Source organism: Nocardia flavorosea (genome assembly GCF_015477805.1).
Classification (GTDB): domain Bacteria; phylum Actinomycetota; class Actinomycetes; order Mycobacteriales; family Mycobacteriaceae; genus Nocardia; species Nocardia flavorosea_A.
In genome coordinates this window covers 26,102-49,640 of the sequence record NZ_JADLQL010000002.1, presented here as the reverse complement: position 1 = coordinate 49,640, position 23,539 = coordinate 26,102, and the positions used below count along the sequence as shown (strand labels likewise).

Here is a 23,539-nt window from a genome sequence, read left to right as displayed (position 1 = left end):
GCGTCGGTGAGCGACTGAATGCCTCCGCCGCCGACGAGCGGCCCAGTGAGCGAGCACAGCGACCAGTCGGTCCAGGGCCTGCGGGAACCCGCGGAAAATCGGGCCGCACCGCAACCCGCGGTGGTGATTCACCGGCCGGTTCCGCCGGCAACAAGGCTCTCACCGGGGCCGGTGGAGAGGGGCTCGCCATCGGTGGTGGAAACGAGTCGCCTGGCGGCGGCGCGGTTGCCTCTGGTTTCGGTGGTCTCCGGTCCCTGTTCGGCACGCGGCGCAAGAATCCGCCGACCGTACCCGGTGACGGCACCGATTCCGGCCGTGGGCGATCGAAGTCTGGAACGGATAGCGAAATGACACCCGACGGTAGCGGCAGCGATGACCCGACCGCAGCGCCCCGCCTTTCGGCCGCTGCGGGGCCGGTATCTGCGCAGGTCCCGCAGTCTCTGGCCGACCTGGTACGCCGGGGCGTTCTCGATGAAACCCAGTTGGGGGCGGTGGTGACCGCGCTGGCGAAGCCGGAGCCACGGCCCACACCGGCGCGGTTGCTCGCCGAGATCGCGGCCTACGCGGGTGCCGGGCTGCTGCTGAGTGGGCTCGTGCTGGTCCTCGCCGAATCCTGGGACGATATGGCCAAGCTCGGCCGGTTCGTACTGTTCGTCCTGATAGCGGTGGGTTTGACCGTGGCCGGTGTGGCGACCGCGGGCGGGTGGCAGGCACTCTTCCGGCCCGCGTGGAGCCGATCCGCGCCTGCCGGCCATACCGCTCGTGCCCGGCTCGCGGCGGTGTTCTTCGCGCTGGCGGCGGTGAGTATCGCGGCCGCGGCCGGATCGATTCTGGACGACGGGAACGACACCACCGATCTCACCTGGGTGTATGCCGCCGTGGCGGGCTTGGTGGCCGCTGTTGCCGGGTATGCCGCGCTGCCCTCGTTGCTGGGGTTGCTGCTGTGCGCCGGGTTCAGTGCGGCCGCGGTGTCGGGGTTGCTGGACGAGGTATTCGGGTTGGACGATCTGGCGGGTCCGGGATTGCTCGTTCTCGGTTTCGGCTGGCTCGGCGTGACCAGGCTCGGTGCCGTTCTCGAGCGGTGGGCCGGTTATGCGGCCGGGGTGGTGCTGGCGGTGGCCGGGGCACAGACCGTCGACGTGGTCGATGTGAGGTGGCCGGCGTATGTGCTCACGGCGGTGGTTGCGGTGGTGTGTTTCGCCCTCTACGCCACCGATCGTTCGTGGGTGCTGAGCCTCGGCGGCGCGGCCGCGCTGACGTTGGCGGCGGTGGAGGCGGTCGTCGACTGGACGGGGGAGTCGGCGGGGGCGTCCGGGGCGATTCTTGTGGTCGGTGCGGTGGTGCTGGGAATCGGTAGTTATCTGCTGACCAGGTCTGCGAAGAAGTCTGTGCCGAGATAGTTCCGCCGGGATTCGGGGGCGGATAGGCTGGGCGCAGCCGATCGGGCGTCGAGCGGGGTGTTTCCGCAGATGATGGATATCTTGCGGGGAAGTCTGGTTTGTCGGCGCAGCCGGGTGTATCGTTTTGCTTGGACGTCCAACTATTGGACTACCGCAAGAATAATCTTCGTGTGACGGACGGCCGCTGCGCCGCGCCCGCCACCCCCGACACGAGGCAGGAATCGCAATGGTTCGAGAACTCACCCATTTCATCGGCGGGCAGCAGGTCCCCGGCGCGTCCGGCAAATTCGGCGATGTCTACGACCCCAACCTCGGCGAAGTCCAGGCCCGGGTGCCGCTGGCGAGCAAATCCGAGGTCGAGCAGGCCATCGCGAACGCCGAAGCCGCGCAACCGGCATGGGCCGCGATGAACCCGCAGCGCCGGGCCCGGATCTTGATGAAGTTCTTGACCCTCGTCAACGACGAGATGGATTCGCTCGCCGCCCTGCTCTCCAGCGAGCACGGTAAGACCATCCCCGACGCCCGGGGCGATATCCAGCGCGGGCTCGAGGTCATCGAATTCGCGGTCGGTATCCCGCACCTGCTCAAGGGCGAATACACCGAGAGCGCGGGCACCGGGATCGACGTGTACTCGATGCGGCAGCCGCTGGGCGTGGTCGCCGGCATCACCCCGTTCAATTTCCCGGCGATGATCCCGCTGTGGAAGGCCGGCCCGGCGCTCGCCTGTGGTAACGCCTTCATCCTCAAGCCCTCCGAACGTGACCCCTCGGTCCCGCTGCGGCTCGCCGAACTGTTCCTCGAGGCCGGTTTGCCCGAGGGGGTGTTCAATGTGGTCAACGGCGACAAGGAAGCCGTCGACACGCTCCTGCACGACCCGCGGATCAAAGCCGTCGGCTTCGTCGGCTCCACCCCGATCGCGCAGTACATCTACGAAACCGCCACCGCGAACGGTAAACGCGCCCAGTGCTTCGGCGGCGCGAAGAACCACGCCATCGTCATGCCGGACGCCGATCTCGACGATGTCGCCGACCAGCTGATCGGCGCCGGATACGGTTCGGCCGGTGAACGCTGCATGGCGCTGTCGGTGGCCGTACCGGTCGGCGAGGAGACCGCGAACCGGCTGGTCGAGAAGCTCACCGAACGGGTGCACAAGCTCAACGTCGGTAAATCCGACGATCCGGGCGCGGACTTCGGGCCGCTGGTGGGTCTCGACGGTGTTGACCGGGTGAAGAAGTACGTCCAGCAGGGCATCGATGCGGGCGCCGAACTGGTCGTGGACGGGCGCGAACTCACCGTGGAGGGCGCGGAGAACGGCTACTTCGTCGGCGCGACCCTGTTCGACCGGGTCACCAAGGATATGTCGATCTACACCGACGAGATCTTCGGCCCGGTCCTCAGCGTGGTGCGCGCGAACGACTACGAGGAAGCTCTCGCGCTGGCCAACGACCACGAATACGGCAACGGCGTCGCGATCTTCACCCGTGACGGTGACGCCGCGCGTAACTTCGCCGCCCGGGTCCAGGTGGGCATGGTGGGTATCAATGTCCCGATCCCCGTGCCGATCGCGTACTACACCTTCGGCGGCTGGAAGCGCTCCGGGTTCGGCGATCTGAACCAGCACGGGCCCGATTCCATTCGCTTCTACACCAAGACCAAGACGGTGACGCAGCGCTGGCCCGCCGGGCTCAAGGAGAGCAACAGCTTCGTCATCCCGACGATGGAATGAGCATGTTCACTCTCGACGACGACGAGCGAGCCATCCGCGACACCGCCCGGGAGTTCGCCGACGAATACCTGGCGCCGCACGCCGTGGAATGGGACCAGCAAAAGCATTTCCCGGTGGACGTCCTGCGGAAATCGGGCGCGGTCGGGCTGGGCGGCATCTATGTGCGCGAGGAGTTCGGCGGGTCCGGGCTGCGCCGGCTGGACGCGGTGCGGATCTTCGAAGAACTCGCAACCGGCTGCCCGGCCGTGGCCGCCTATATCTCCATCCACAACATGGCGACCTGGATGATCGACGCCTATGGCGACGACGAGCAGCGCCGCCGCTGGCTGCCCGGGCTCACCGGGATGGACCTGCTGGCCAGCTATGCGCTCACCGAACCGGGGGTGGGCTCGGATGCCGCGGCCATCACCACCCGGGCGGTGCGCGACGGCGACGATTACATCGTCAACGGCGCCAAACAGTTCATTTCGGGTGCCGGCAGCAACGACGTGTACGTGATGATGGTCCGCACCCAGGACAGCGGAGCGCGCGGTATCTCGACCTTGGTGATCCCGGCCGGCACCCCCGGCCTGGAGGTCGGCCCGAACGAGAAGAAGATGGGCTGGAACGCCCAGCCCACCCGGCTGGTGACCCTCACCGACGCCCGCGTCCCGGTGGCCAACCGGCTCGGCGCCGAGGGCGACGGTTTCCGGATCGCCATGAACGGGCTCAACGGTGGCCGGTTGAATATCGCGGCGTGCTCGATGGGCGGGGCGCAGGCCGCACTCGACAAATGCGTGCCCTACCTGGCCCAGCGCACCGCGTTCGGCGCACCGCTGCTGAACAACCAGGCGTTGCAGTTCGAACTGGCCGATATGCGGACGAAACTGGAAGCTGCCCGGACCCTGCTGTGGCGGGCCGCGGCTGCCCTGGACGCGGACGCGCCGGACAAGGTCGAACTGTGCGCCATGGCCAAACGATTCGCCACCGACTCCGGATTCGAGGTCGCCAACGCCGCCCTGCAACTGCACGGCGGTTACGGTTACCTGGCCGAATACGGTCTGGAGAAGATCGTCCGGGACCTGCGGGTGCATCAGATCCTGGAGGGCACAAACGAGATCATGCGCCTGGTCGTGGCCCGGTCGATGACGGCGTCCGCGGTGGGCGCCTCGTGATCGCGCCGGAGCGGCCGGCGGGCGCGGAAGGAACGATATGAGCGACGAACCCGAAGTCCTGGTCGAACAGCGTGACGGCCTGGGCCTGATCACCCTGAACCGGCCCAAGGCCATCAACGCGCTGAACCATGCCATGACGCGCACCATCACCGAGCAGTTGCGGGCCTGGGCCACCGATGATTCGGTGCGCACCATCGCTCTCACCGGTGCCGGGGAACGGGGGCTGTGCGCGGGCGGCGATATCGTGGCCATCCATCACGACGCCAAAGAACAGCAGGCGGCCGGGCATGTGGGGACGGCGGCGGATTCGGCCACCGGCAAGTTCTGGCGTGACGAGTACATCCTCAACGCGCTCATCGGGCGCTATCCGAAACCGTATGTCGCGGTGATGGACGGGATCGTGATGGGTGGTGGGGTCGGGCTGTCCGCGCACGGCAGCCACCGGATCGTCACCGAGAAGTCGACCATCGGAATGCCCGAGGTGGGGATCGGTTTCATCCCCGATGTGGGCGGTACGTACCTGCTGTCGCGGGCACCGGGTGAACTGGGCACACATATCGCGCTCACCACCGCGCGGATGAAAGCAGGCGACGCGATAGCCACCGGGTTCGCGGACTATTACATTCCGGCCGAACAGATTCCGGCTCTGCTGGCCACCCTGCAGACCGAATCCGCCGATATCGCGATCGCCAAATATGCCGCCGAGGCACCGGACTCGGCGCTGCTCGGACAGCGGGACTGGATCGATTCCTGCTACGGCGCGGAGACGGTCGCCGAGATCGTCGCTCATTTGCAGGAACACGCCGATACCGAGGCGAACGCAGCCGCCACCGCGATCCTCGGCAAATCGCCGATCGCGTTGCAGGTCACCCTGCGGTCGCTGCGGTCGGCCCGCACGGCCACGAGCCTGGAAGCGGTGCTGAACGAGGAGTATCGCGTGTCGATCGCCTCGCTGGCCTCGCACGATCTGGTCGAGGGGATCCGAGCGCAGGTTGTCGACAAGGATCGCAATCCGCACTGGTCGCCCGCCACTCTGACCGATGTCACCGCCGCCGAGGTCGAGGCATACTTCGCCGAACTGGGCGCGCGGGAACTGGGTTTGACGATTCCGGAGGACAAGTGATGAGCAAGACGATCGGCTTCCTCGGCCTCGGCCATATGGGCGGGCCCATGGCGGCGAACCTGGTGAAGGCCGGGTACGAGGTACACGCGTTCGACCCGTCGGCCGCGGCCCGGGAACAGGCCCGCGAAGACGGTGTGGCGCTGGTGGATACCGGGGTTGCCGCCGCCACCGACCGCGATATCGTCATCACGATGCTCACCAACGGCAAACTGGTGCGTGACGTGTACGCCGAACTGCTGCCGGTGGCGCGGGCGAACACTTTGTTCGTCGACTGCTCGACCATCGATGTCGCCGATGCCAAGGCGGCCGCGGAGGCGGCGACGGCGGCCGGGCACCGGGCGCTGGACGCGCCGGTCTCCGGGGGTGTTTCGGGCGCGGCCGCCGGTACGCTCACCTTCATGGTGGGTGGGGCGGAGGCCGATTTCGCGGAGGCCCAGCCGGTACTCGAGGTGATGGGCGCCAAGGTTGTGCACTGCGGTGGCGCCGGGGTCGGGCAGGCGGCCAAGATCTGCAACAACATGCTGCTCGGGATCTCCATGATCGGACTGTCCGAGGCGCTGGTGCTGGGGGAGAAGCTGGGGTTGAGCCACCAGGCGTTCTTCGATGTGGTGTCCACGGCCTCCGGGCAGAGTTGGGCGCTCACCACCTACTGCCCGGTTCCGGGGCCGGTGCCGACCAGCCCGGCGAACAACGACTATCAGCCCGGGTTCGCCACCGCGCTGATGAACAAGGATCTGGGTCTGGCGGTGGACGCGCTGCGCGCCAACGGGGTGCCGGGCCGGATCGGCGAACTGGCCGCGGAAATCTACCGTGAGTTCAACGAAACCTCCGGCGGCCGGGACTTCTCGGCGATCATCACCGAGGTGCGGGAACGCAGCGCAGGGTCGCAGAACGCCGACTGAGAGTTCGCGAGACCGGCGGCCCGGGGCGTGGTGTGCTGCACCACGCCCCGGGCCCGGTCGGTGACCAATTGCCTGCGGCTCAGGTTTCGTGCACGCCGAGGAACCGGTCGGTGAATTAGCCTGTGCGACATCGTTTGTTCACTCCTCTCCGATGTAATCGGGTTGATCGGTTTCCCGATGAGGAGGTGGCGGTGAGAAGCCCGGCAGCAGCCGCCGCCCTACCACCGTGAGTCTCTACCTGCCGCCCGAAATGCGCTGGCTGGGCTGGATCGCCGGTTAGGCATCGGCGCTGTGGTCACGGGGGCGCGCCCCGCGTGATCCGAGCGCTCAGTCGAAACGATAGTTGTATGTCGCGTAACGCGGTTTGTCGCTACCTGCATCCTCCCAGGTGAATCCGTAGGTCCCGAAATGTTCGAGGCGGATCCGCGTATCGGCGTACAGCGTGAACCCGCTGCGCCGGGCGCGCTCACAGAACGCGAAATCCTCACCGAGGTACCAGTGGTCGTCCCCCGGCTCGGGGAGCAGCATCGGCAGGAAATACGGGACGATGGGCCGGTCGAAGCGCAGATTGCAGACCGGAAGCTGCTCCTTCTCGGCGATCTTCTCGTAGACCTCGCGCCTGGTGTGCAGGAACCCGGTCGCGGCGTAGTGCAGTTCGGTGAGACCACCGCCCTCGCCGAAAACGAAACTCTCCGATTCGGGAAGTTTATAGCAGGCGATCGCCCGGGAGTTCTTCTTCGCATACACACCGCCGACCACCGGCAGATCATGCTCGCGCAGCATATCCACCGCGTCCGGCGGGAAACCGATATCCGAATCGATCCACATCAACTCGTCGAACCCCTCGGCCAGAGCATCGGTGGCGAGCTGGCTCCGCGCCTGATCGATGGCCGATGCGCCGAAGCGCCGCCAGACCCGGTATCCCCGTCGTTCCAGTTTCCGCAGCGCCTCCTCACACCCGCTCTCGATATGGTGAGCGACCGGCACCAGGACAACACAACGCGACGGATCCATTTCCCGACCTTCCGACACAACCACGATCGGGCAAACCGTACCGCCGAACGTCCGGGCCGCAGCTCGCACGGTTGGGCGGTTACGCTGTGGCCCGCTCGGATTTCTCCGCGTGACATCGGCCGTTCACCGATTCGCCCCAGGTGCGACGGTGCGGTCCGCATTGCCACCGGCGCCGTCGCGCACGCTCGCCCGAGCGGCTCGGCCGCGGGCAGGTTTTGCGGGGATATGTTCTCGAATTCGCCTGGGCGCCATCGCGAATTCAACGCGCTCCGCCACGATGAATCCGGCTTACACGACCCTGGTCCGCGATCCCGAACCGTCGGAGCTGCGCCGCTATGAGTTTGTACCTTCCCCCCGAGCTCCGCTGGCTCGGCTGGATCGCGGGTGCGCAGTGGCCGGACGGTGACGAGGGCAAGGCCTGGGAAGTCGCCGCGGCGTGGCAAGACGCGAGCAAGGAACTGTTCGACCTGCTGGCCAGGATCGACGAGGCCAAACAGGCCACCATGGCGGCGTACCCGGAGGGTGATGCCCGCACCGAAATGGGCGCTCGCTACGATATGCTGCGCAGCGGGGACCAATCGCTGGAACAGCTCGCCACATCGATGGAAGCCCAATACGGTTCGACCTTCGATATGGGCACCGAACTTCAGGCGACGAAGCTCACCATCATCGTCACCCTCTGCTGGCTGGCCATCGAAATCGCCTGGGCCTGGCTATTTCCGCCGACGGCCCCCGCAGTGGAGGCCGCGGCGATCGCCTCCACCCGGTCATACCTCAAGATCATTCAGGATTTCGTGCAGAAAACCATCCAGAACATCGCCCGCCGGGCAGGTGCGCCGAACACGAAGCGGCATTTCTGGAAGGAACTGGCGAAGGGCAATCCCGGCTGGCCCACCGCGAAGGGCTGGGGTGTATACGGCGCCCGGGCCGCGGAGGGCGCCATCGTCCCGATGGCGATCAACGGCAGTATCCAAGCCGGGCAGATCGCCGACGGGAAACGACGCTCGTTCAACGGACAGGAGTTCGGCCTGTCCGCTCTCGGCGGCGCCGCCGGGGCCATCCCGGCCCGCGAGTTCGGGCGGTACCTGGGCGAAGGTATCGAGAAGGTGGCGGGCAAGTACCTGAACAACGTCGCGGGCCGGACGGCCAACGGCATGTTCATCGGTGCCATGTCCGACGGATTCGGGGCGGTGTTCGGCAACCTGGCCACCGCACTGGCCGCCGGGGGCGATTTCTCGGCATTCTCCAACGGCCCGGGCTGGGTCGGGAACTTCGCCCAGGGCGCGCTGGTCGGCGGGGCCCGCGGTGCCTCCGCGTTCAACAGCTATGTGCCGAAAACTACCGACGGTTTCACCAATATGGCGGCCTTCCGGAAAGACCAGTGGTTGCGTGGCAATGCCTGGTTCTTTCCTCGCTCCGAGGCGGGGCTGTTCGGGGGCGGGCCGTCCGGTGGCACCGGCGTTGCACCGGCTGGTGGAAGCACTCCGGACACCGCCGGCACCACCGATGCCACCAATACGATGACCAACAACACGAGAAACCCTGGTAATGCAGGGGTGGTCGGTAATGCGGGGGCAGTCGGTAATACGGCAAGCCTGAACACCGCGACCTCCGCCGTTTCCGGCTCTACGCACTCCGGTGGGGGCTTCGTTGCCGGCGGCGGTCAAAGCGGAAGCGGCGGGCAGAATGCCGGTGGCAGTGGCCAGCATTTCGGTACGGGCGGAGCGGGCTTCGGAGGCCAGCAGTCGACATCGAACTGGTCGAACCCGATGCCGCAGAGTGCCTGGTTTCACTCGACCGGGGAGACGGCGCATTCCGGCGGCAACAATTTCGGAGCCGGCATTACGGGTGACACGAACTGGTCGCCTGCGCCGCAAGGAGCGTTCGGACCCGCTGATTACCAGGCCCCGGTGTCGCCGTTGGGGAGTTCGGATGGGTGGAGTGTCGATGGGGGCCGCCTTATCGAACGCTCGGTCTCTCCTCTGGAAGACGGTGGCGGCGGGGCGATAACCGGCGGCACATCGGGGCCCCCCGGAATCGGCCTGAACAGCAATACTCCTGCTCCTGCTCCTGCATCGCAACCAACGAGCTTCTCGCAGCAGAACCTGTCCGGGCAGTCGGCCACGGCTCCGCAACCGCAGGCGCCTCCGCCGGGGACATCGCAGCAGTCGGCTGCAGCAAACACATCCTCACCTGCTCCGCAGCAGTCGCACCAGCAATCGCCGCCCAACTCCTCCCAGACCGTTCCCCGCGGTGGAGCGACTCCGATCGGCTCCACGACCACGGGCGAGGGGACGATTTCCACCTCGAGGCACCAGCCGCCGGGTCGTGTGCCGGTGGGGCAGGATGCGCCGCTCCCACTTCCGGAGCGTTCGCCGGTCGTGTCCGAGGGCGAGGGTGGACCGGTGGTGAATCGGGGTCCGGGTGATCCAGATTGGTTGGTGCCGTCGCGTCCGGCTCCTGTTCCGCCGGGTGGTGGTGGTCCGGTGGTGAAATGGGGTCCGGGTGATGCGGATTGGTTGGTGCCCTCGCGGCCGGCTCCCGCTCCGCCGCAGCCGCCGGGGCGTGTGCCGGTGGGGCAGGACGCGCCGCCTCCACTTCCGGAGCGTTCGCCGGTCGTGTCCGAGGGCGAGGGTGGTCCGGTGGTGAATCGGGGTCCGGGTGATGCGGATTGGTTGGTGCCGTCGCGTCCGGCTCCTGTTCCGCCGGGTGGTGGTGGTCCGGTGGTGAATCGGGGTCCGGGTGATGCGGATTGGTTGGTGCCGTCGCGTCCGGCTCCCGCTCCGCCCGGCGGGCCGCCGCCTCCACTGCCGGAGCGTTCGCCGGTCGTGTCCGAGGGCGAGGGTGGTCCGGTGGTGAATCGGGGTCCGGGTGATGCGGATTGGTTGGTGCCCTCGCGGCCAGCTCCTGCTCCGCCCGGCGGACCGCCGCCTCCACCTGGCGGGCCGCCGCCTCCACCGCCGGGGCGGTTGGTGCGCGGCGATCGGGACGAGCAGATCGCGCACCGGCAGTGGCTGGATGAGCAGGTCGACCGTATGCGGCAGCACGAAAGGGAATTGCGTACGCAGGCCGAACGCCAGCGGCTGCTCGACCAGTGGCGGGCGCTACCCGAACACCAGAACTCGCAATCACCGGGCCGGCGGGAGCTGCAGCGGCAGGAGGAAGCGGGAAACACCCTGAGGGAGGATGTGCGGCGGCGGCAGCAGCAGGTGGATTTGCTGCGGTCGCTGCGCGATCAGCACACGGGGGATCAGGATCGGGCACAGGCACAGGCACATCTGATCCGGGAGGAACAGGAGCTGAATCGTCAGCAGACAGCCTTGGAACAGCAACGCCGTTATACCGAATGGTTGCGGCAACAGGTGCAGCGCGAGCAGTGGCTGCAAACGCAGCTCGACCTGCTGCGCGAAACAGCCGGCCACGCCCCGGCAGGCGAGCGTCCGGCGATCCGGGCACAGGCGGCCCAGCTACAGCGCGAACTGGACAGAATGCGGCAGGACCAGCTGAATCGGTTGCCGCCGGAACAGCTGCGCCAGGAGCAGCGGCTGGCTCAGGAGCGCGACGCGATCGACCAGTTGCGGCAGCAGATGGACCGAACCCTGCAGCAGCAGTGGAACCGAGTGCCACCCGGGTTGCTGGGAGACAGCGACCGGAGCCGGCCGCCGCAGATGTGGCAGGTCCTGGGAGTGCAACAGAACTCGGTGGAGCATTATCAGGCAGCCCGGGCATGGTTCGCCGAGAACCGGGACCACCATTTCATCGGCGAGGGCAAGGATGTGCGCGGCAAACCGCGACCGCAGCGCTGGCCGATGAAGGTGCCGTACCCGATCCCGGAGTTCCGGCCACCGGATGCCGCGGGCGACGGCTGGCTCCCCGAGAATGCGGTGCCGCCGGGTGTCGATCCGGGCGAGCAACCCCCCGACGATCCGCCGCAGCTCCCGGTTGTCCACCCCGGGGCGCGGGTCGATCCCGGGGCGATTCTCGGTCCCGGGGCGCAGGTGGAGGCCGGTGCGGTCGTGGGCAGCGGTGCCCGGATCGGGGAAGGCGCCGTCGTTCATTCGGGTGCGTCGGTCGAGACCGATGCCGTGATCGGCGCCGGCACTGTCCTGGAGCGCGGCGCGGTGGTGCATCCGGGTGCCGAGGTCGGCAAGAACGTGGTGGTGGGCGAGGGGGCGGTGATCCCTCCCGGTGCCGTGGTTGCGGACGGCACCGTGGTGCCGCCGGGAGAAGTGTTCGGCGGCGCGGATCCGGGGAGTGCCTCGGTCGATGTGCCGTTCACCTTGAAATGAGCCGGCGTGAGCCGGCGGTGAGGAGGAGATGATGGCAGACCGTGTCGAGGTCGATCCGGTGGCGTTGGGGCAGGCCGCAGACCTGACCCAGGACGTGTCGGAGTCGGTGCTGGATGTCGGAAAGCGACTTCGCGATCGGCTGAACGGTATCGAGGACGAGTCGACCCAACAGCCCTGGGGTAACGATTCGATGGGCGAGAAGTTCATCAACGGTAAGAACAACGACGGGTACGGCACGTCGAAACCGAACCTGTTGGACGGTGTCGACGGCATCGGCGCTACGTTCGGCGCATTCGCCACCGGACAGCGTGATGCTGTGGACCAGCTCAACGATATGGACAGCCAGTTCTGAGTGCGCGAGGGCCGGGCAGCGCGCCGAATTTGCATGCACGCCACCGGATATTCAATGTCGTGCGCTGTAATCCGCAGAGGGTGCACTCCGGTGTGGGGTGCCGCCCCCCGGGACCGGAAGGACTGAGGTAGCGCCGTGGTGAACGAACGCCTGCAAGAGGATATGGCGACCATGCTGTCCGGCCTGAGCCATCAGATGCGTGGTATCGCCGAGATACAGAAGAAACGTTCGTTGCTCACCGCTACGGTTCTGGCCGAGGAGAAGCGGATCGAGGTGACGGTGAATGCCGATGGTGTACTCATCGATACCAAGTTCGCCGACGATGTTCTCGACCTCACCATGGACGAGATCGCCGCAGCGCTCACCAAGGCCGTGCAGGACGCGGCGGCTCAGGTGCAGCAGCGGGCGCGGGAGCTGATGGACCCACTGCTGGCGCACCGGAACTCGATGCCGAAGTTGTCCGAAATGATCGAGGGAGCACCGGATCTCGGTGGCTTGATTCCGCAGCCGACGAAGACCCCGACGGTATCGCCGGACTCGCCCGACTGGCCGGGCAACCGGCCGGATGAACCGGATGACTCGGGTCCGCGGTCGGTGGTTGCGGACCGGGATTGATATTCCACGCGCGACGACCGGGCCCGGGGCGCCGCGGTGCACAGCGGGTACGGGCGAGGCCGCACTTCCGATAGGCAAAGGTGAACGCATATGCCCCTCGATCCGGGACTTATCACGGGTCTGACGAATCAGGTCAACGGCGGGACACTGCAGTTCGTCCCGGATGATGCGTTGAAGAGTGCGCAGGCGGCGGCAGATCTGCACGACGACCTGCTGGGTATGGCAGATGCCGTGGCGCAGGTTGGACTGAACGATCTGGCCCCGTTCGGCACTCTCAACTCCGGCCGGGAACTGGCCGGAGTGTTCAGCAAGAAGGCGACCCGGCTCAGCACTGTGCTCAACGAGCACGCCACGATCGTGCGGGAGATGGGTGATCTGTTCATTGCCGCCGGGCGCGCCTATGAGAACGCCGAAACCGATTCTTCGGGCACCTTCAAAAGTCTCGGCGAGCTGACCTTTCCGGATAAGCCGCAGTCCTACAAGCCCAGTACCGACGGAACCGATCTGGGCGACGGATCGCCCAGTTGGGGGCGTATCTGGCAGGATATCGACACTACCGAGTTCCCGTCCACCATCAAGGATTTCCCGAACAAGGATCCGGGTTCTGTGGTGACGGTCGAGGCCAAGGATTCGGTGACGTTCCGGGAGATGTACGACCTCGGGCAGGCCATTGCGGCCCAGCCGGTGATGGATGCCTCGGCCACCTGGAAGTCGTTCGGCAACGATCTCGACACCAAATTGTCGAAGTTCGTGGACGATGTTGCGGCGCTGAACCGGTCCTGGGTCGGCTCGGGCGCGCAGGGGGCGGCCGATGCGGTCACTTCGTATCAGGAGAACATGGACCCGCTGTTCACCTCGATACTCCAGGTCAGCAAACTGCTCGAATACACGGCGAACTGGCTGCACTACACCAAACAGGTCATGCCGCCGGATATGGATTCCAAGTCCGGCTGCGACGACCTCACCGACAACTACCGTGACGCTCTGGAGAAGACCTATCTCACGGGTATGAAGAACACGGCGGAGAGTATGCCGTTGCTGGACGGGCCGGTCACCAAGGACGCAGGCAGCGGCAAAGGGGACGGGTCCGGAACGGGTACCGGTACCGGTACGGGGACAGGTACCGGAACTGGAACTGGAACGGGAACTGGAACCGGTACAGGTACGGGAACTGGAACCGGTACAGGTACGGGAACTGGAACCGGTACGGGTACGGGTACAGGGACAGGTACAGGTACGGGCACAGGTACGGGGACCGGCAGCTACCAGGACGGGTACGACGACGGTTACGAACAAGGATACGAAGACGCGCAGGACGAGCTGGGCGGTAGCGGTTCGGGTCATGGGTCCGGTTCGGGCTCCGATTACGGATCGGGAGGCAGCTCGGGTTCCGGGGGCGGTGTGGGCTCCGGATCGGGTGGCTCCGGCTCCTCCGGGCTGGGCGGCTCACGGGCCGGGCTGGGGTCCGGCGGTTCTGGATCGGGTCCGTCGATTCCCAACTTGTCCGCGGGGCAGTCGAGTCCGACCGGGTCCTCCGGGAGATCGGGCGGGGATGGTTCGACCGGTGGTGGTGGGACCGGGTCGTCGATTCCCTCGGTACCCGAAATTCCCTCGGCCGAAGATTTCATGGGTGGTTCCGGCTCGAGTCCCGGCAACAGCAGTAGCCTCGGGCCCGGCCAGAGCGGCTACGGGTCCTCCGGGAGATCGGGTGGGGGTGGTTCGGCCGGTGGTGGTGGGACCGGGTCGTCGATTCCCTCGGTACCCAGGATTCCCTCCGCCGAGGACTTCATGGGTGGTTCCGGCTCGAGTCCCGGCGGCTCGCGCGGCGAGGACGGGGCCGGCGGCGGTTCGTTCGGCGGCTCCGGGGGCGGCAGCGGCACGATGCCGAAGAATCCCACTGCCGCGGACATTCTCAGCAAACTCACCGGTATACCCAAGTCGCAGCTACCGGCGTCGCTCGACGGACGCAAGATCACCGCGTCGGATGGTTCGGGCGAGCCCAGCCTGGCCGATGCCCTGTCCCAACTCACCGGCATCCCACTGGACGAGATGCCGGACGGGTTGAAGGACACGCCGCTGACCTCGCTCTACGACGAGAATTCGCCGTACGGTTCGGCGGATACATTGTTCGGTGAGGATTCGTCGGTCGACGATCTGCTCGAATCGGTCACCGGTGAGGGCGGTGCCGACGGAGCGGGCAGCGGACGGGATTCCGGTGATTCGGGCACCGGCAGCGGCGGTTCGAGTCCCAGCGGACAGGATCCGCTGGGGATCCTGTCCAACCTGCTCACCCAGGGAATCCAGGCGTTCACCCAGCTCGGAAGCGGGCTTCCCGGAATGGACGAGCTGGCCCGCATGCTCGATCCGGCCCAGCTCCAGCAGCATGTGCAGGGCCTGCTGGATCCGGCTCGTGAGCAACTGGATCAGCTGGCCGGGGCGCTGGGCGGTGGAGGCGCCGGCGGCGGTGCGGGTGCGGGCGTACCCGGGGCCGGTGTCACACCGCCGCTTTCGCCCTACCCGGAGCCGCAGAGTGCGCAACTGTTCCCGCGGGCGGCACTGGCGGGACCCGGAATGGAGACCGCCGGCTACCAGTCACCGACCGGTTCGCCGCATCCGATGGGCGGCGCGCCGATGGGCGGTGCGCCAGGCGCCGGTGCCGGCAGCGCGGGCGGGCAGAACAACGAGTACAAGTCCGCGAAGTATCTCCAGGGCCGGGAGAACCTGGATGAGGCCTGGGACGTCCCGGATCGGGTGAAGCCGGTGATCGAACCGTGAACCGCAGATGGGAACTCACCGACCTGGAATTCAAGGTGCTCTGCGAGAAGCACGGCCAACCGCGCCTGCCGCGTCCCTTCACATTCACCAGCCGGATCCGGCTGGAGGACGACTACGAAATGGCGAAAGCGAACATTCGCGGGCGGTTGCTGCGACTTGCGGATGCGGACCTGGACGAACTCGGTACGGCACTGGACCGGCCGGATGTCTACGTGGCCGCACAGTCCTGGACCGACGGCGATTTCGAGAACCCGGCCGACCGGACCCGTATGCTCGCGGTGCGCCGCGGGACGCGCGGTTACCTGGTCACACAGCGGCCGGGGGAGACGCTCGCGCACAGCGCAGGATTCGACGTCCTCGCCTGCCATCCGGAGTCACTGGGTGATGCGGTACTTGCGGGCCTGCCTTTCGCGGAATCCGGCCGGTTGCCCGATATCCCGGTCCCGCAGCCGGCGGCGAACGCCGGTGACATCGGGTTCGTGCTCGGCGGTTCGATGGTGTCGGACAACGACGAACCCGAGGACGACGATTCCTACCGCGCCACGGCGTTCTTCGAATCCCCCGCCACCCGCAGTGGATATATCCGGGTCTATCAGGGGCGGTCGAAATTCGGGCCGCGTGGCCGGATCGATATGGGGGTGTTGTGGCGTGATCTTCCCGGCGACGGCCGCTATGTGATTCCCATGGATCATCCGGCGCCGGTGGCCGCGGGCTCGGGGACCGAAGAGATGGTGAAGTGGGTAGACCAGCAGGTTGCGTTCGTGATGTCACGGTTGGAATGGAATTGGGAGGACGAGTAGGGGCCGCGGTGTCCACGCCGGGCCGTACGCCCGATGTGTTCGCCGATCCACCGGGGGCCGCGCGACGCTGGCTGTTCACCGATATCGAATTCAAGGTGCTCTGCGACGATTTACGTCGCGGCAAGCTGCCCAAACCCTTCACGTTCACCAGCCGGATCCGGTCGGCCGATGCGTACGCTGCCGCCCGGGAGCACGCACGCCGGACCTTGGATGCCCGCTCGGATACCGCGTTCGCGGCGATGGCCGGCGCGATCGTACGGCCGGATGTGATCGTGGTGGCCCGCGGCTGGGACGAACGCGACCCGCAGGCACCGGAATCATGCACCTATGTGCACGCCGTACGCCAGGGCACACGGGGGTACGTCCTTCGGCAGCGGGTCGGGGAAACCACTCAGCACAGCAACGGATTCGATGTGGTCGAATGCCCTGTGGCGGAACTGGCCGCCGCGGTGGCCGGGTTGTTGCCGGCGGCCACGGCGGGTGCCCGGCCCGCGTTCACCGTGCAGTCCGGCTCGGCGTCGGAAACCGAGACCACCGCGGCGGGCGCGCGAGCGTTCTTCGATACTCCCGCGGCCGGTACCGGCTACTTGCGGGTGCTGCAGAGCCGGCTGCATTTCCGGCTACCCGGCATCCTGCAGACCTCCGCGGTATGGCGGGACCTGCCGGGGGACGGACGGTACCTGATCCGTTCGGAAGGGGCGCGGTCGACAGTCACCGGTATGGATCACCGGCAGTTGTCGGGCTGGATCGACGGCTGGATCGACGCCATCGTGCACCGGCTGGACAGCGGCGAATGACCGGCGCCCCTGATCTGCCGGGCCGGGACTGCCACCGTGACCCGCCGGACCCTGACGGTATCGTCACCGGTATTCGTAACCGTTTCGACGAAGAGGATGTGCTGTGACCGACTTCGAGACGATTCTGCTGGAGCGTAAGGACAAGGTCGGCCTCATCACGCTGAACCGGCCCAAGGCGCTGAACGCATTGAACGCGCAGGTCCTCGACGATGTGATCGCGGCCCTCGACGAACTCGAACGCGATGACGAGATCGGCGCGGTGGTGATAACCGGATCGGATCGTGCCTTCGCCGCCGGTGCGGATATCAAGGAGATGCAGCCCAAGTCCTATATGGACATGTTCATGGACGACTACTTCGCGCGGTGGGAGCGGCTGGCACAGTTCCGCAAGCCGACCATCGCCGCCGTGGGCGGATACGCGCTGGGCGGCGGCTGCGAACTTGCCATGACCTGTGATCTGCTGATCGCGGCCGATACCGCCAAGTTCGGGCAGCCGGAAATCAAGCTGGGCGTTATCCCGGGGATCGGTGGGTCGCAGCGGCTGACGCGCGCCATCGGTAAGGCCAAGGCCATGGATCTGGTGCTCACCGGGCGCAATATGGATGCCGAGGAAGCCGAACGCGCCGGGCTGGTCTCACGGATCGTGCCCGCGGCAGAACTGCTCGATACCGCGCTCGAGGTCGCTACCACCATCGCCGCGATGTCGCTGCCGGTGGCCATGATCGCCAAGGAAGCCGTGAACCGCTCGTTCGAAACCACCCTGAGTGAGGGGCTGCGTTTCGAGCGGCGGGTCTTCCACTCGTTGTTCGCCACCGCGGATCAGAAGGAAGGGATGGCGGCGTTCGTGGACAAGCGGACGGCCGAATTCACCAACCGCTGAACCACCGAATCGGCGTCCGGGCCCGGTCAGGGCTCGGGCGGAGCGTCGAGAACATCGGTCGGCACGTAGGTGTTCCGGGCCGGTTGCGCCGTACCGTTCTGTGCGGTGAGCAGGCCCGCGACGGTGGCGCCCAATCCGATGGTGACGGCCGCCGCGGCATACACCCGCCGCCGGCCGGCCACCGGCGGGTGCAGCGGCACCACCTGACCTCCTGCCCGGATATGCGCGGTGTGGGCTCCGGCGGACGGTCGCCGGGCCGCGAACAGCAGCGCCCCGCGGGCCGAGACATACTCCGGTTCCCGGTCCCAGATCAGCGGTACGTCGAACAGTTCGGCCAGCCGGGAGCGTAATGCCGGATTGCGGGCGCATCCGCCGAGCAGGGCGACGGTTTCGGCCGGAACCTCCGATTTTTCGCTCACCCGCCGGATCAGGGCGGCGGCCTCCGCCACCGGTTCGGCGCAGAGTTCGGTGAGATCGCAGCGGGTGATCACCGTGCGCTCGGCGGTGGCGGGATCGGCGGCGGTGACCACCCGGGTGCTGCTCAGCGCTTCCCGGTACCGGCGGGCGGCCGCTTCGTCGGTGAACACTCCCGCCTTGTCGAGCCATTCGCACAGCAGTTCGTCGTAGGCGTCGCCGCCGAGGCCGGGGCAGTGCGCGGCGGCGATCACCGAATCGGTGCGGCAGTCCACCTGTGTCAGGGTGAGCCCGGACGCTCCGAGATCGAACAGCAGCACCGAACCGGACAGCGGTAGCTGTTCGGTGAACCGCAGGTACCGGAGTTGGGCCAGTGGCTCGTCCACCAGGGCGACCCGGTCGGTGTCCAGGGCTTCGGTGACCAGTTCGGCGTGCCGGTGGTCCCGGCAGGTCACGGCGGTACCGGTGATGTATTCGTCGCGCCGGCGGGCCGCTGTATGCATTCGCTGGACCGCGGCGAGCACCGGGTCGGCCAGCGGTGCGCCGGGCGGGCGGGGGATATGGCAGCGGTCGATCGGCGGGAGGTGCGGTTGATCGGAATGGGTCAGTACGGCGCGCGCTCCCGAGGAGCCCACCGATACCCCGAGAACCAGCACCATAAACATATGGTGCGCTGTGGGGCCCGGGTTGCCAAGCCGAACCGGTGAGAAATTTGCTGATCGGGTGCTTGGGCGTTGTTCGCCGGCTCAGGGCTCGTTCCAGCGGGCCGGCTCCTCGCCGGTGTCGAAATCGCCCGCGGTATGCCGGAACTCGGCCAGCAACTGCAGTAGCGTCCGCAGCCGGTCCGGCGGGAGTTCCGGACGGGCGAACACCCGCTCGTTGAGGTACTCGGTGGCCTCGGCGACCAGCGAACGTCCCGCGTCGGTGATCTCGATCAGGGTCGCGCGCCGGTCGTTCGGATGTGGTACCCGGTTCACCAGCCCCGCCGCCTCGAGCCGGTCCACCGAATTGGTGACGCTGGTCGGATGGACCTGCAAGCGCGCGCTGGCCACCGCCATCGGTAGCGCACCGGTGGTGCTGAAGCTCAGCAACTGCAGCAGTTCGTACCGGGAGAAGGTGAGCCCGGTGGGTCGCAGCGCTTCGTCGACCCGGGCCATGACGATCTGCTGTGCACGGACCAGCGACGTCACCGCCGCCATCCCGTCGGCGACCGCGCCCCAGCCGTGGCCGACCCATTGACGATGGGCCTCCTGTATCGGGTCCAGTGGTAGCGGCCGGGGACGAGACATGTGGTCGATCATCGCACGGCGCGACGGGCCGGCCCCACCGCGCGCTCGCCGTTGGTGATCGTGATCTTTTCCGGCGATGCGCGCCGCTTCCGCCCGCCCGCGCTCCAAGACGCCCTTGGTCGGCGTCCTCCCGGGCCAGACCCGGTCCGGAATCGAGAAGCACTGATCAGCCGAGCGCGACTAGCGTCGTGTACAACAGGCCGGTCCAGCGGATCGGTTCGGTTCGGCACATGGGTCGAGAGGGAGGTAGGGGTATGTCGCAGGAGCAGAAGAGCGGACGGAAGAAGGGTTCGCCCAGCGCGCTCTCCTTGTGGATGCAGCGGAAGATGAACGCGCGGACCGCCGGCAAAATCCGCCGGAAGGGCGGTAAATACCTGGGGATGGACCTGCTGATCCTGCACACCACCGGCCGCCGGAGCGGAGAACCCCGGGAAACGCCGATCACCTGGTTCCCCGATGACGACGGGTGGCTGGTGGTCGCCTCGGGCGGCGGCAAAAGGAATCCCGACTGGTACGCGAACCTGATGGCCCATCCCGAGCAGGCATCCGTCGAACTGCACGGCAGTCCGGCCGTTGCGGTGACCCCACACCGTCTCGTCGGCGAGGACCGGGCCGAGGCATGGAAACACATCACCCGGCAGCAGCCGCGGTATGGCAAATATCAGCAGAAATCCGCCCGGGAATACCCGGTGGTGCGATTGACCCGGCACTGATCGCGGTGGGTTCGGGCCACATATACCTGCGGCAGGGACCGGCCATACGGCCTTCTGGTCCCTAGGTGGCTCCGACTGCCCGGTCGGAACCTGCGAATGCTGTCGATTCGTTCCGGTTCGCGACCCGGCCGCCGCGATGACCGCAGACAAACTGAACGGTCCTTATCACTGGAGGGAAGCCGTCTCGGCGGTGCCCATCGAGATCGCAGTCCTACACTCGGCGTTCTTTCAGCAGGAACAGTTATATGTGGAGGTTTCGATGTCCGGTCCCGGTGTCCACCTGTGCGGCAGCATCCCGCTTGCGGATACTGCCGCAGTTTTCGAGCAAGTCGCGACCAGGTTGGGGCGGCATATCTCGCGAATCCCCGACGGCGAGACCGGAGAACGCGACAACTGGGTCGTCTGGCAACTACCCAAACTACAGAACCACCCCGATCTCGTCACCGTGCCGCCGCCGAGCCCGGAGTACGGCCCGAGTGAGCGCGTTCAGCCCGCGCCCGGAATCGACCCGGCCACCATCGAACTGGGAAAGCTGGGCTACGCGCAGGCGGCGGCCGATTCCTGGGAGGTCTTCCAGCGGTTGCGTGAACGGGGAGTGATCGCACCGGGTACCCGTTTCCAGGTCAGTCTGCCGACACCGATCGCAGTGGTCGGCGCCTTCATGGCGGGCCCGCAAGCGGAATTGGAGCGGCGCTACGAGGCAGCCGTCCTGGCCGAGCTGACGGAGATCGTCGATAACATTCCGCATCGCGATCTGGCCGTCCAGTGGGACGCAGCGGTCGAATTCGCCCTCTTCGAGGGGGTGTTCCCGACATGGTTCGGCGGCGATGCGGCCGGCTTGCTCGCGGGAGTGATCGAACGGGCGGCTCGCCTGGGCGATGCGGTCCCCGCGGAAGTAGAGCTCGGTTACCACCTGTGTTACGGAGATTTCGGACACCGGCATTTCGTCGAACCCGCCGACACGTCGAAACTGGTGGCGGTGGCGTCGGGTGTGGCCACCGCGCTGCACCGGCCACTGCAGTGGGTTCATATGCCGGTGCCGAAGGACCGCACCGATGAGCAGTATTTCGCTCCGCTCGCCGGTCTCGCGCTCCGGCCGGAGACCACGCTGTACCTGGGCTTGGTTCATGCGTCCGACGGATGGGAGGGCGCCCGGCGCCGAATCAAGACCGCCCGCGGGTTCGTCCCCCGTTTCGGGATCGCGACCGAATGCGGTATGGGACGCCGCCCGGCCGAGCAGATACCCGCCCTACTGGACCTGCACGCACAGCTCGCCGAATCTCCCGACTGATAGCTCCAGGGAAAGCAATCACAGTTCAGGCGCTGCCGGTCGTTGTCGCGGCCGGCAGCGCCGGTAGTGAACGAAAAAGCTCCCGACCGGAATATCTGGTCGGGAGCTTCTTCTGTGTGTGCCCTCGGCAGGAATCGAACCTGCGGCCTTCTGCTCCGGAGGCAGACGCTCTATCCCCTGAGCTACGAGGGCGGGGATCCACCCGAGGGGCCGGAAGTCCGGTCGATCGGGCGGTCCACAGCGTAACGCATCAGTCGCGGTAGGGCCAAAACGCGTGGTGGCGGCTCATTCGAACGGGAGCGGTCGTGCGCCGCGGTCGGCGAGCATCGTGGTCATCAACCGGGATTCGCCTTGCTGAGCGGGCAGCATCTGACCGGCGAGTGTCTTTATCTCTGTGGTCTCGGCGTGTTCGGCGCCGTATTCGAGCATCGGGACCCCGCCCTGATGGTGCCGCAGCATCAGTTGCAGGAAAAGCGTGTCCAGTTGTGCGCCCCGGGCGGCGCGGAGCTGCCGGAGTTCATCGGTCGTGGCCATCCCCGGCATCGCGGCCATGCCCACGCCGCCGTGGTCGTGCCCGTGACCGCCGTGCTCGTCCGCCGGCATCCACGTCATATACCTGCCGGGGAGGCTCGCCGGTGCATCCCACATCTGCAGCCAGCCCTGCATTCGTCCGATCTGGCCCTGCTGGGTGGTGAGGATGTCGAAGGCCAGCCGCCGGACGTCGGTGTCGGTGGAACCGTTCAGCGCTATTCCGGACATCTCTACGGCCTGCGCGTGATGCGCCGACATATCCTGCGCGAACCCGATATCCACCGGACCGGCCGGACTGCCGTCACCGGTGGTGTCCGGCGCCAGCAGGACACCGGCGCCGAACCCGGCCACGAGCAGGGTGATCGCACCGATGATCAGCAGCGGGACGCGTTGTGCGCGCACTTGCGCGCGCCGGCCGCGCCCCGGCCGCGATTCGTCCGGTGCGGTCTCGGTACCCGGCATTACTGCCCGGCCCCAGGCGCCGGCTGTGCACCCGCCGGCGCCTGCTGCTGTTGCGGCAGCGTGCCCGGCATCCCCGGGACGGCCGGGATACCACCGGGCAGTCCGCCGGGCAGCCCGCCCGGTGCGCCGCTCATCTCGCTCTGGTCGGGCTGGATGCCGCCGCCGTCCATCGGCACCGCATCCGCGCCGGGCTCGCTCGGGTCGTAGGCCGGCGGATTCTCGGTACCGAAGGTCGGGTTGGTGCAGCTGGCACCGACTTCCGGGTAGGCGTAGTTGTTCAAGCGCAGTGCTGTGACGAACTGGCCGATCCGCTCGTCGTCGGCGTTCGGCACGCTGAGCTGGTGCCCCCACGACTGCAGCGAAATGGGCGCTTCCTGATCGGGGTGCGGGGACATGAGCATGTACTGCTCACCGTCCACCCAGGCTTTCAGCGTGTCGATTCCGTCCTCGTCGACCTTCTCGGGGTTGTAGGTGATCCAGATCGCGCCGTGCTCCAGCGAGTGGACGGCGTTCTCCTCGCGGATCGCCTTGTCGTAGACGGTGCCCATGCAGTCGGCCCAGGAGGCGTCGTGCGGGCCGCCGAACGGCGGCGTCTTGTCGTAGGCGACACGCTGGGTCGCATCGACGTGCAGACCCGCCGGATACTCCTGGGTCACCACGCCCTGGATCTGTGTGGACGGGTCCTGGTTCTGCTCGGTCGGCGCGAACTGCTGGCCCAGCGATTCGCGTAACTGCCGGACTTCCTCCTGGCGTTCCCGCAGCGCGGCCTGCTCCTGATACTTCGGGACAAGGCTCACCGCGAGCGCTCCGACCAGCGCGACGAGCACCACGACGGCGCCCACCGTGAGCCACGGGATACGCTGCATGAGCGGTGGCTTGTTCCTGTTCTTACCGCCGCCGCCTTTGGCGGAAGAAGCTTTGCCCGCCGCCTTGACGGCTTTCGCCGATTTGGCGCTGGTCCTGTTCGGCATACCGGTCCTAGCTCTTTCCACGTGATGAACAGTGCATAGCT

The 23,539-nt window shown here is 67.1% G+C and carries 19 protein-coding genes and 1 tRNA gene; 14 read left to right on the top strand and 6 right to left on the bottom strand.

Translation table 11 applies throughout. The features are described 5' to 3' along the window. Positions 1-347: 347 nt before the first annotated feature. The 5 genes from IU448_RS09235 to mmsB all read left to right on the top strand — a co-directional run bounded on the left by IU448_RS09235 (position 348) and on the right by mmsB (position 6,305). Positions 348-1,400 (top strand): DUF2157 domain-containing protein, encoded by a 1,053-nt coding sequence (locus IU448_RS09235; RefSeq protein ID WP_195055186.1) that lies wholly within the window; start codon positions 348-350, stop codon positions 1,398-1,400. 226 nt (positions 1,401-1,626) lie between these two features. Beyond that, on the top strand, positions 1,627-3,126 hold the full coding sequence (locus IU448_RS09230; protein WP_195055185.1) for a CoA-acylating methylmalonate-semialdehyde dehydrogenase: 1,500 nt from the start codon (positions 1,627-1,629) through the stop codon (positions 3,124-3,126). A 2-nt stretch (positions 3,127-3,128) separates the two neighbouring features. Then, positions 3,129-4,280, top strand: coding sequence for an acyl-CoA dehydrogenase family protein (locus IU448_RS09225; RefSeq protein WP_195055184.1), 1,152 nt, complete (start codon positions 3,129-3,131; stop codon positions 4,278-4,280). A gap of 37 nt (positions 4,281-4,317) precedes the next feature. Beyond that, on the top strand, positions 4,318-5,403 hold the full coding sequence (locus tag IU448_RS09220) for an enoyl-CoA hydratase/isomerase family protein (protein ID WP_195055183.1): 1,086 nt from the start codon (positions 4,318-4,320) through the stop codon (positions 5,401-5,403). Continuing rightward, positions 5,403-6,305: a 3-hydroxyisobutyrate dehydrogenase gene (mmsB, locus tag IU448_RS09215; protein WP_195055182.1), complete on the top strand. Its 903-nt coding sequence runs from the start codon at positions 5,403-5,405 to the stop codon at positions 6,303-6,305. The genes IU448_RS09220 and mmsB overlap by 1 nt, the downstream gene beginning before the upstream one ends. A 327-nt stretch (positions 6,306-6,632) precedes the next feature. Here the strand turns inward: mmsB and IU448_RS09210 are convergent, their stop codons facing one another. Further along, complete coding sequence (locus IU448_RS09210; RefSeq protein ID WP_195055181.1) at positions 6,633-7,319, bottom strand: hypothetical protein; 687 nt, start codon at positions 7,317-7,319, stop codon at positions 6,633-6,635. A gap of 335 nt (positions 7,320-7,654) precedes the next feature. Here IU448_RS09210 and IU448_RS09205 point away from each other — a divergent pair, with 335 nt between their 5' ends. From IU448_RS09205 to IU448_RS09175, 7 genes are all read left to right on the top strand, one after another. Beyond that, on the top strand, positions 7,655-11,608 hold the full coding sequence (locus IU448_RS09205; RefSeq protein WP_195055180.1) for a hypothetical protein: 3,954 nt from the start codon (positions 7,655-7,657) through the stop codon (positions 11,606-11,608). Between the two features lie 28 nt (positions 11,609-11,636). Beyond that, positions 11,637-11,960 (top strand): hypothetical protein, encoded by a 324-nt coding sequence (locus IU448_RS09200; RefSeq protein WP_195055179.1) that lies wholly within the window; start codon positions 11,637-11,639, stop codon positions 11,958-11,960. A 135-nt stretch (positions 11,961-12,095) separates the two neighbouring features. Further along, positions 12,096-12,575, top strand: coding sequence for a YbaB/EbfC family nucleoid-associated protein (locus tag IU448_RS09195; protein WP_195055178.1), 480 nt, complete (start codon positions 12,096-12,098; stop codon positions 12,573-12,575). A gap of 90 nt (positions 12,576-12,665) precedes the next feature. Continuing rightward, positions 12,666-15,350, top strand: coding sequence for a hypothetical protein (locus IU448_RS09190; protein WP_195055177.1), 2,685 nt, complete (start codon positions 12,666-12,668; stop codon positions 15,348-15,350). Then, a complete protein-coding gene (locus IU448_RS09185; protein ID WP_195055176.1) occupies positions 15,347-16,150 on the top strand; it encodes an ESX secretion-associated protein EspG in 804 nt (267 codons plus the stop codon). The genes IU448_RS09190 and IU448_RS09185 overlap by 4 nt, the downstream gene beginning before the upstream one ends. Continuing rightward, the gene (locus IU448_RS09180) at positions 16,129-16,947 is read left to right on the top strand and encodes an ESX secretion-associated protein EspG (protein ID WP_195055175.1); all 819 of its coding nucleotides are present in this window, start codon (positions 16,129-16,131) and stop codon (positions 16,945-16,947) included. Before IU448_RS09185 ends, IU448_RS09180 begins: the two co-directional genes overlap by 22 nt. Positions 16,948-17,050: 103 nt before the next feature. Further along, on the top strand, positions 17,051-17,827 hold the full coding sequence (locus IU448_RS09175; protein WP_195055174.1) for an enoyl-CoA hydratase: 777 nt from the start codon (positions 17,051-17,053) through the stop codon (positions 17,825-17,827). Positions 17,828-17,853: 26 nt separating this feature from the next. Here IU448_RS09175 and IU448_RS09170 read toward each other — a convergent pair whose 3' ends face one another. Next, a complete protein-coding gene (locus IU448_RS09170) occupies positions 17,854-18,900 on the bottom strand; it encodes a hypothetical protein (protein ID WP_195055173.1) in 1,047 nt (348 codons plus the stop codon). 87 nt (positions 18,901-18,987) lie between these two features. Beyond that, positions 18,988-19,530: a MarR family winged helix-turn-helix transcriptional regulator gene (locus tag IU448_RS09165; RefSeq protein ID WP_195055172.1), complete on the bottom strand. Its 543-nt coding sequence runs from the start codon at positions 19,528-19,530 to the stop codon at positions 18,988-18,990. Between the two features lie 254 nt (positions 19,531-19,784). Between IU448_RS09165 and IU448_RS09160 the strand changes: the two genes are divergently transcribed. After that, complete coding sequence (locus IU448_RS09160; protein WP_195055171.1) at positions 19,785-20,243, top strand: nitroreductase family deazaflavin-dependent oxidoreductase; 459 nt, start codon at positions 19,785-19,787, stop codon at positions 20,241-20,243. Between the two features lie 259 nt (positions 20,244-20,502). Further along, the gene (locus tag IU448_RS09155) at positions 20,503-21,534 is read left to right on the top strand and encodes a hypothetical protein (RefSeq protein WP_195055170.1); all 1,032 of its coding nucleotides are present in this window, start codon (positions 20,503-20,505) and stop codon (positions 21,532-21,534) included. Positions 21,535-21,653: 119 nt separating this feature from the next. On the opposite strand, the gene IU448_RS09150 is transcribed toward IU448_RS09155, so the two are convergent. The 3 genes from IU448_RS09150 to IU448_RS09140 all read right to left on the bottom strand — a co-directional run bounded on the left by IU448_RS09150 (position 21,654) and on the right by IU448_RS09140 (position 23,498). Next, positions 21,654-21,726: transfer RNA gene (locus IU448_RS09150), tRNA-Arg, on the bottom strand. 93 nt (positions 21,727-21,819) lie between these two features. Then, entirely contained in the window at positions 21,820-22,527 is a 708-nt protein-coding gene (locus tag IU448_RS09145) for a DUF305 domain-containing protein (protein ID WP_195055169.1), read from the bottom strand. Then, a complete protein-coding gene (locus IU448_RS09140) occupies positions 22,527-23,498 on the bottom strand; it encodes a DUF3105 domain-containing protein (protein ID WP_195055168.1) in 972 nt (323 codons plus the stop codon). Before IU448_RS09140 ends, IU448_RS09145 begins: the two co-directional genes overlap by 1 nt. Positions 23,499-23,539: the final 41 nt, after the last annotated feature.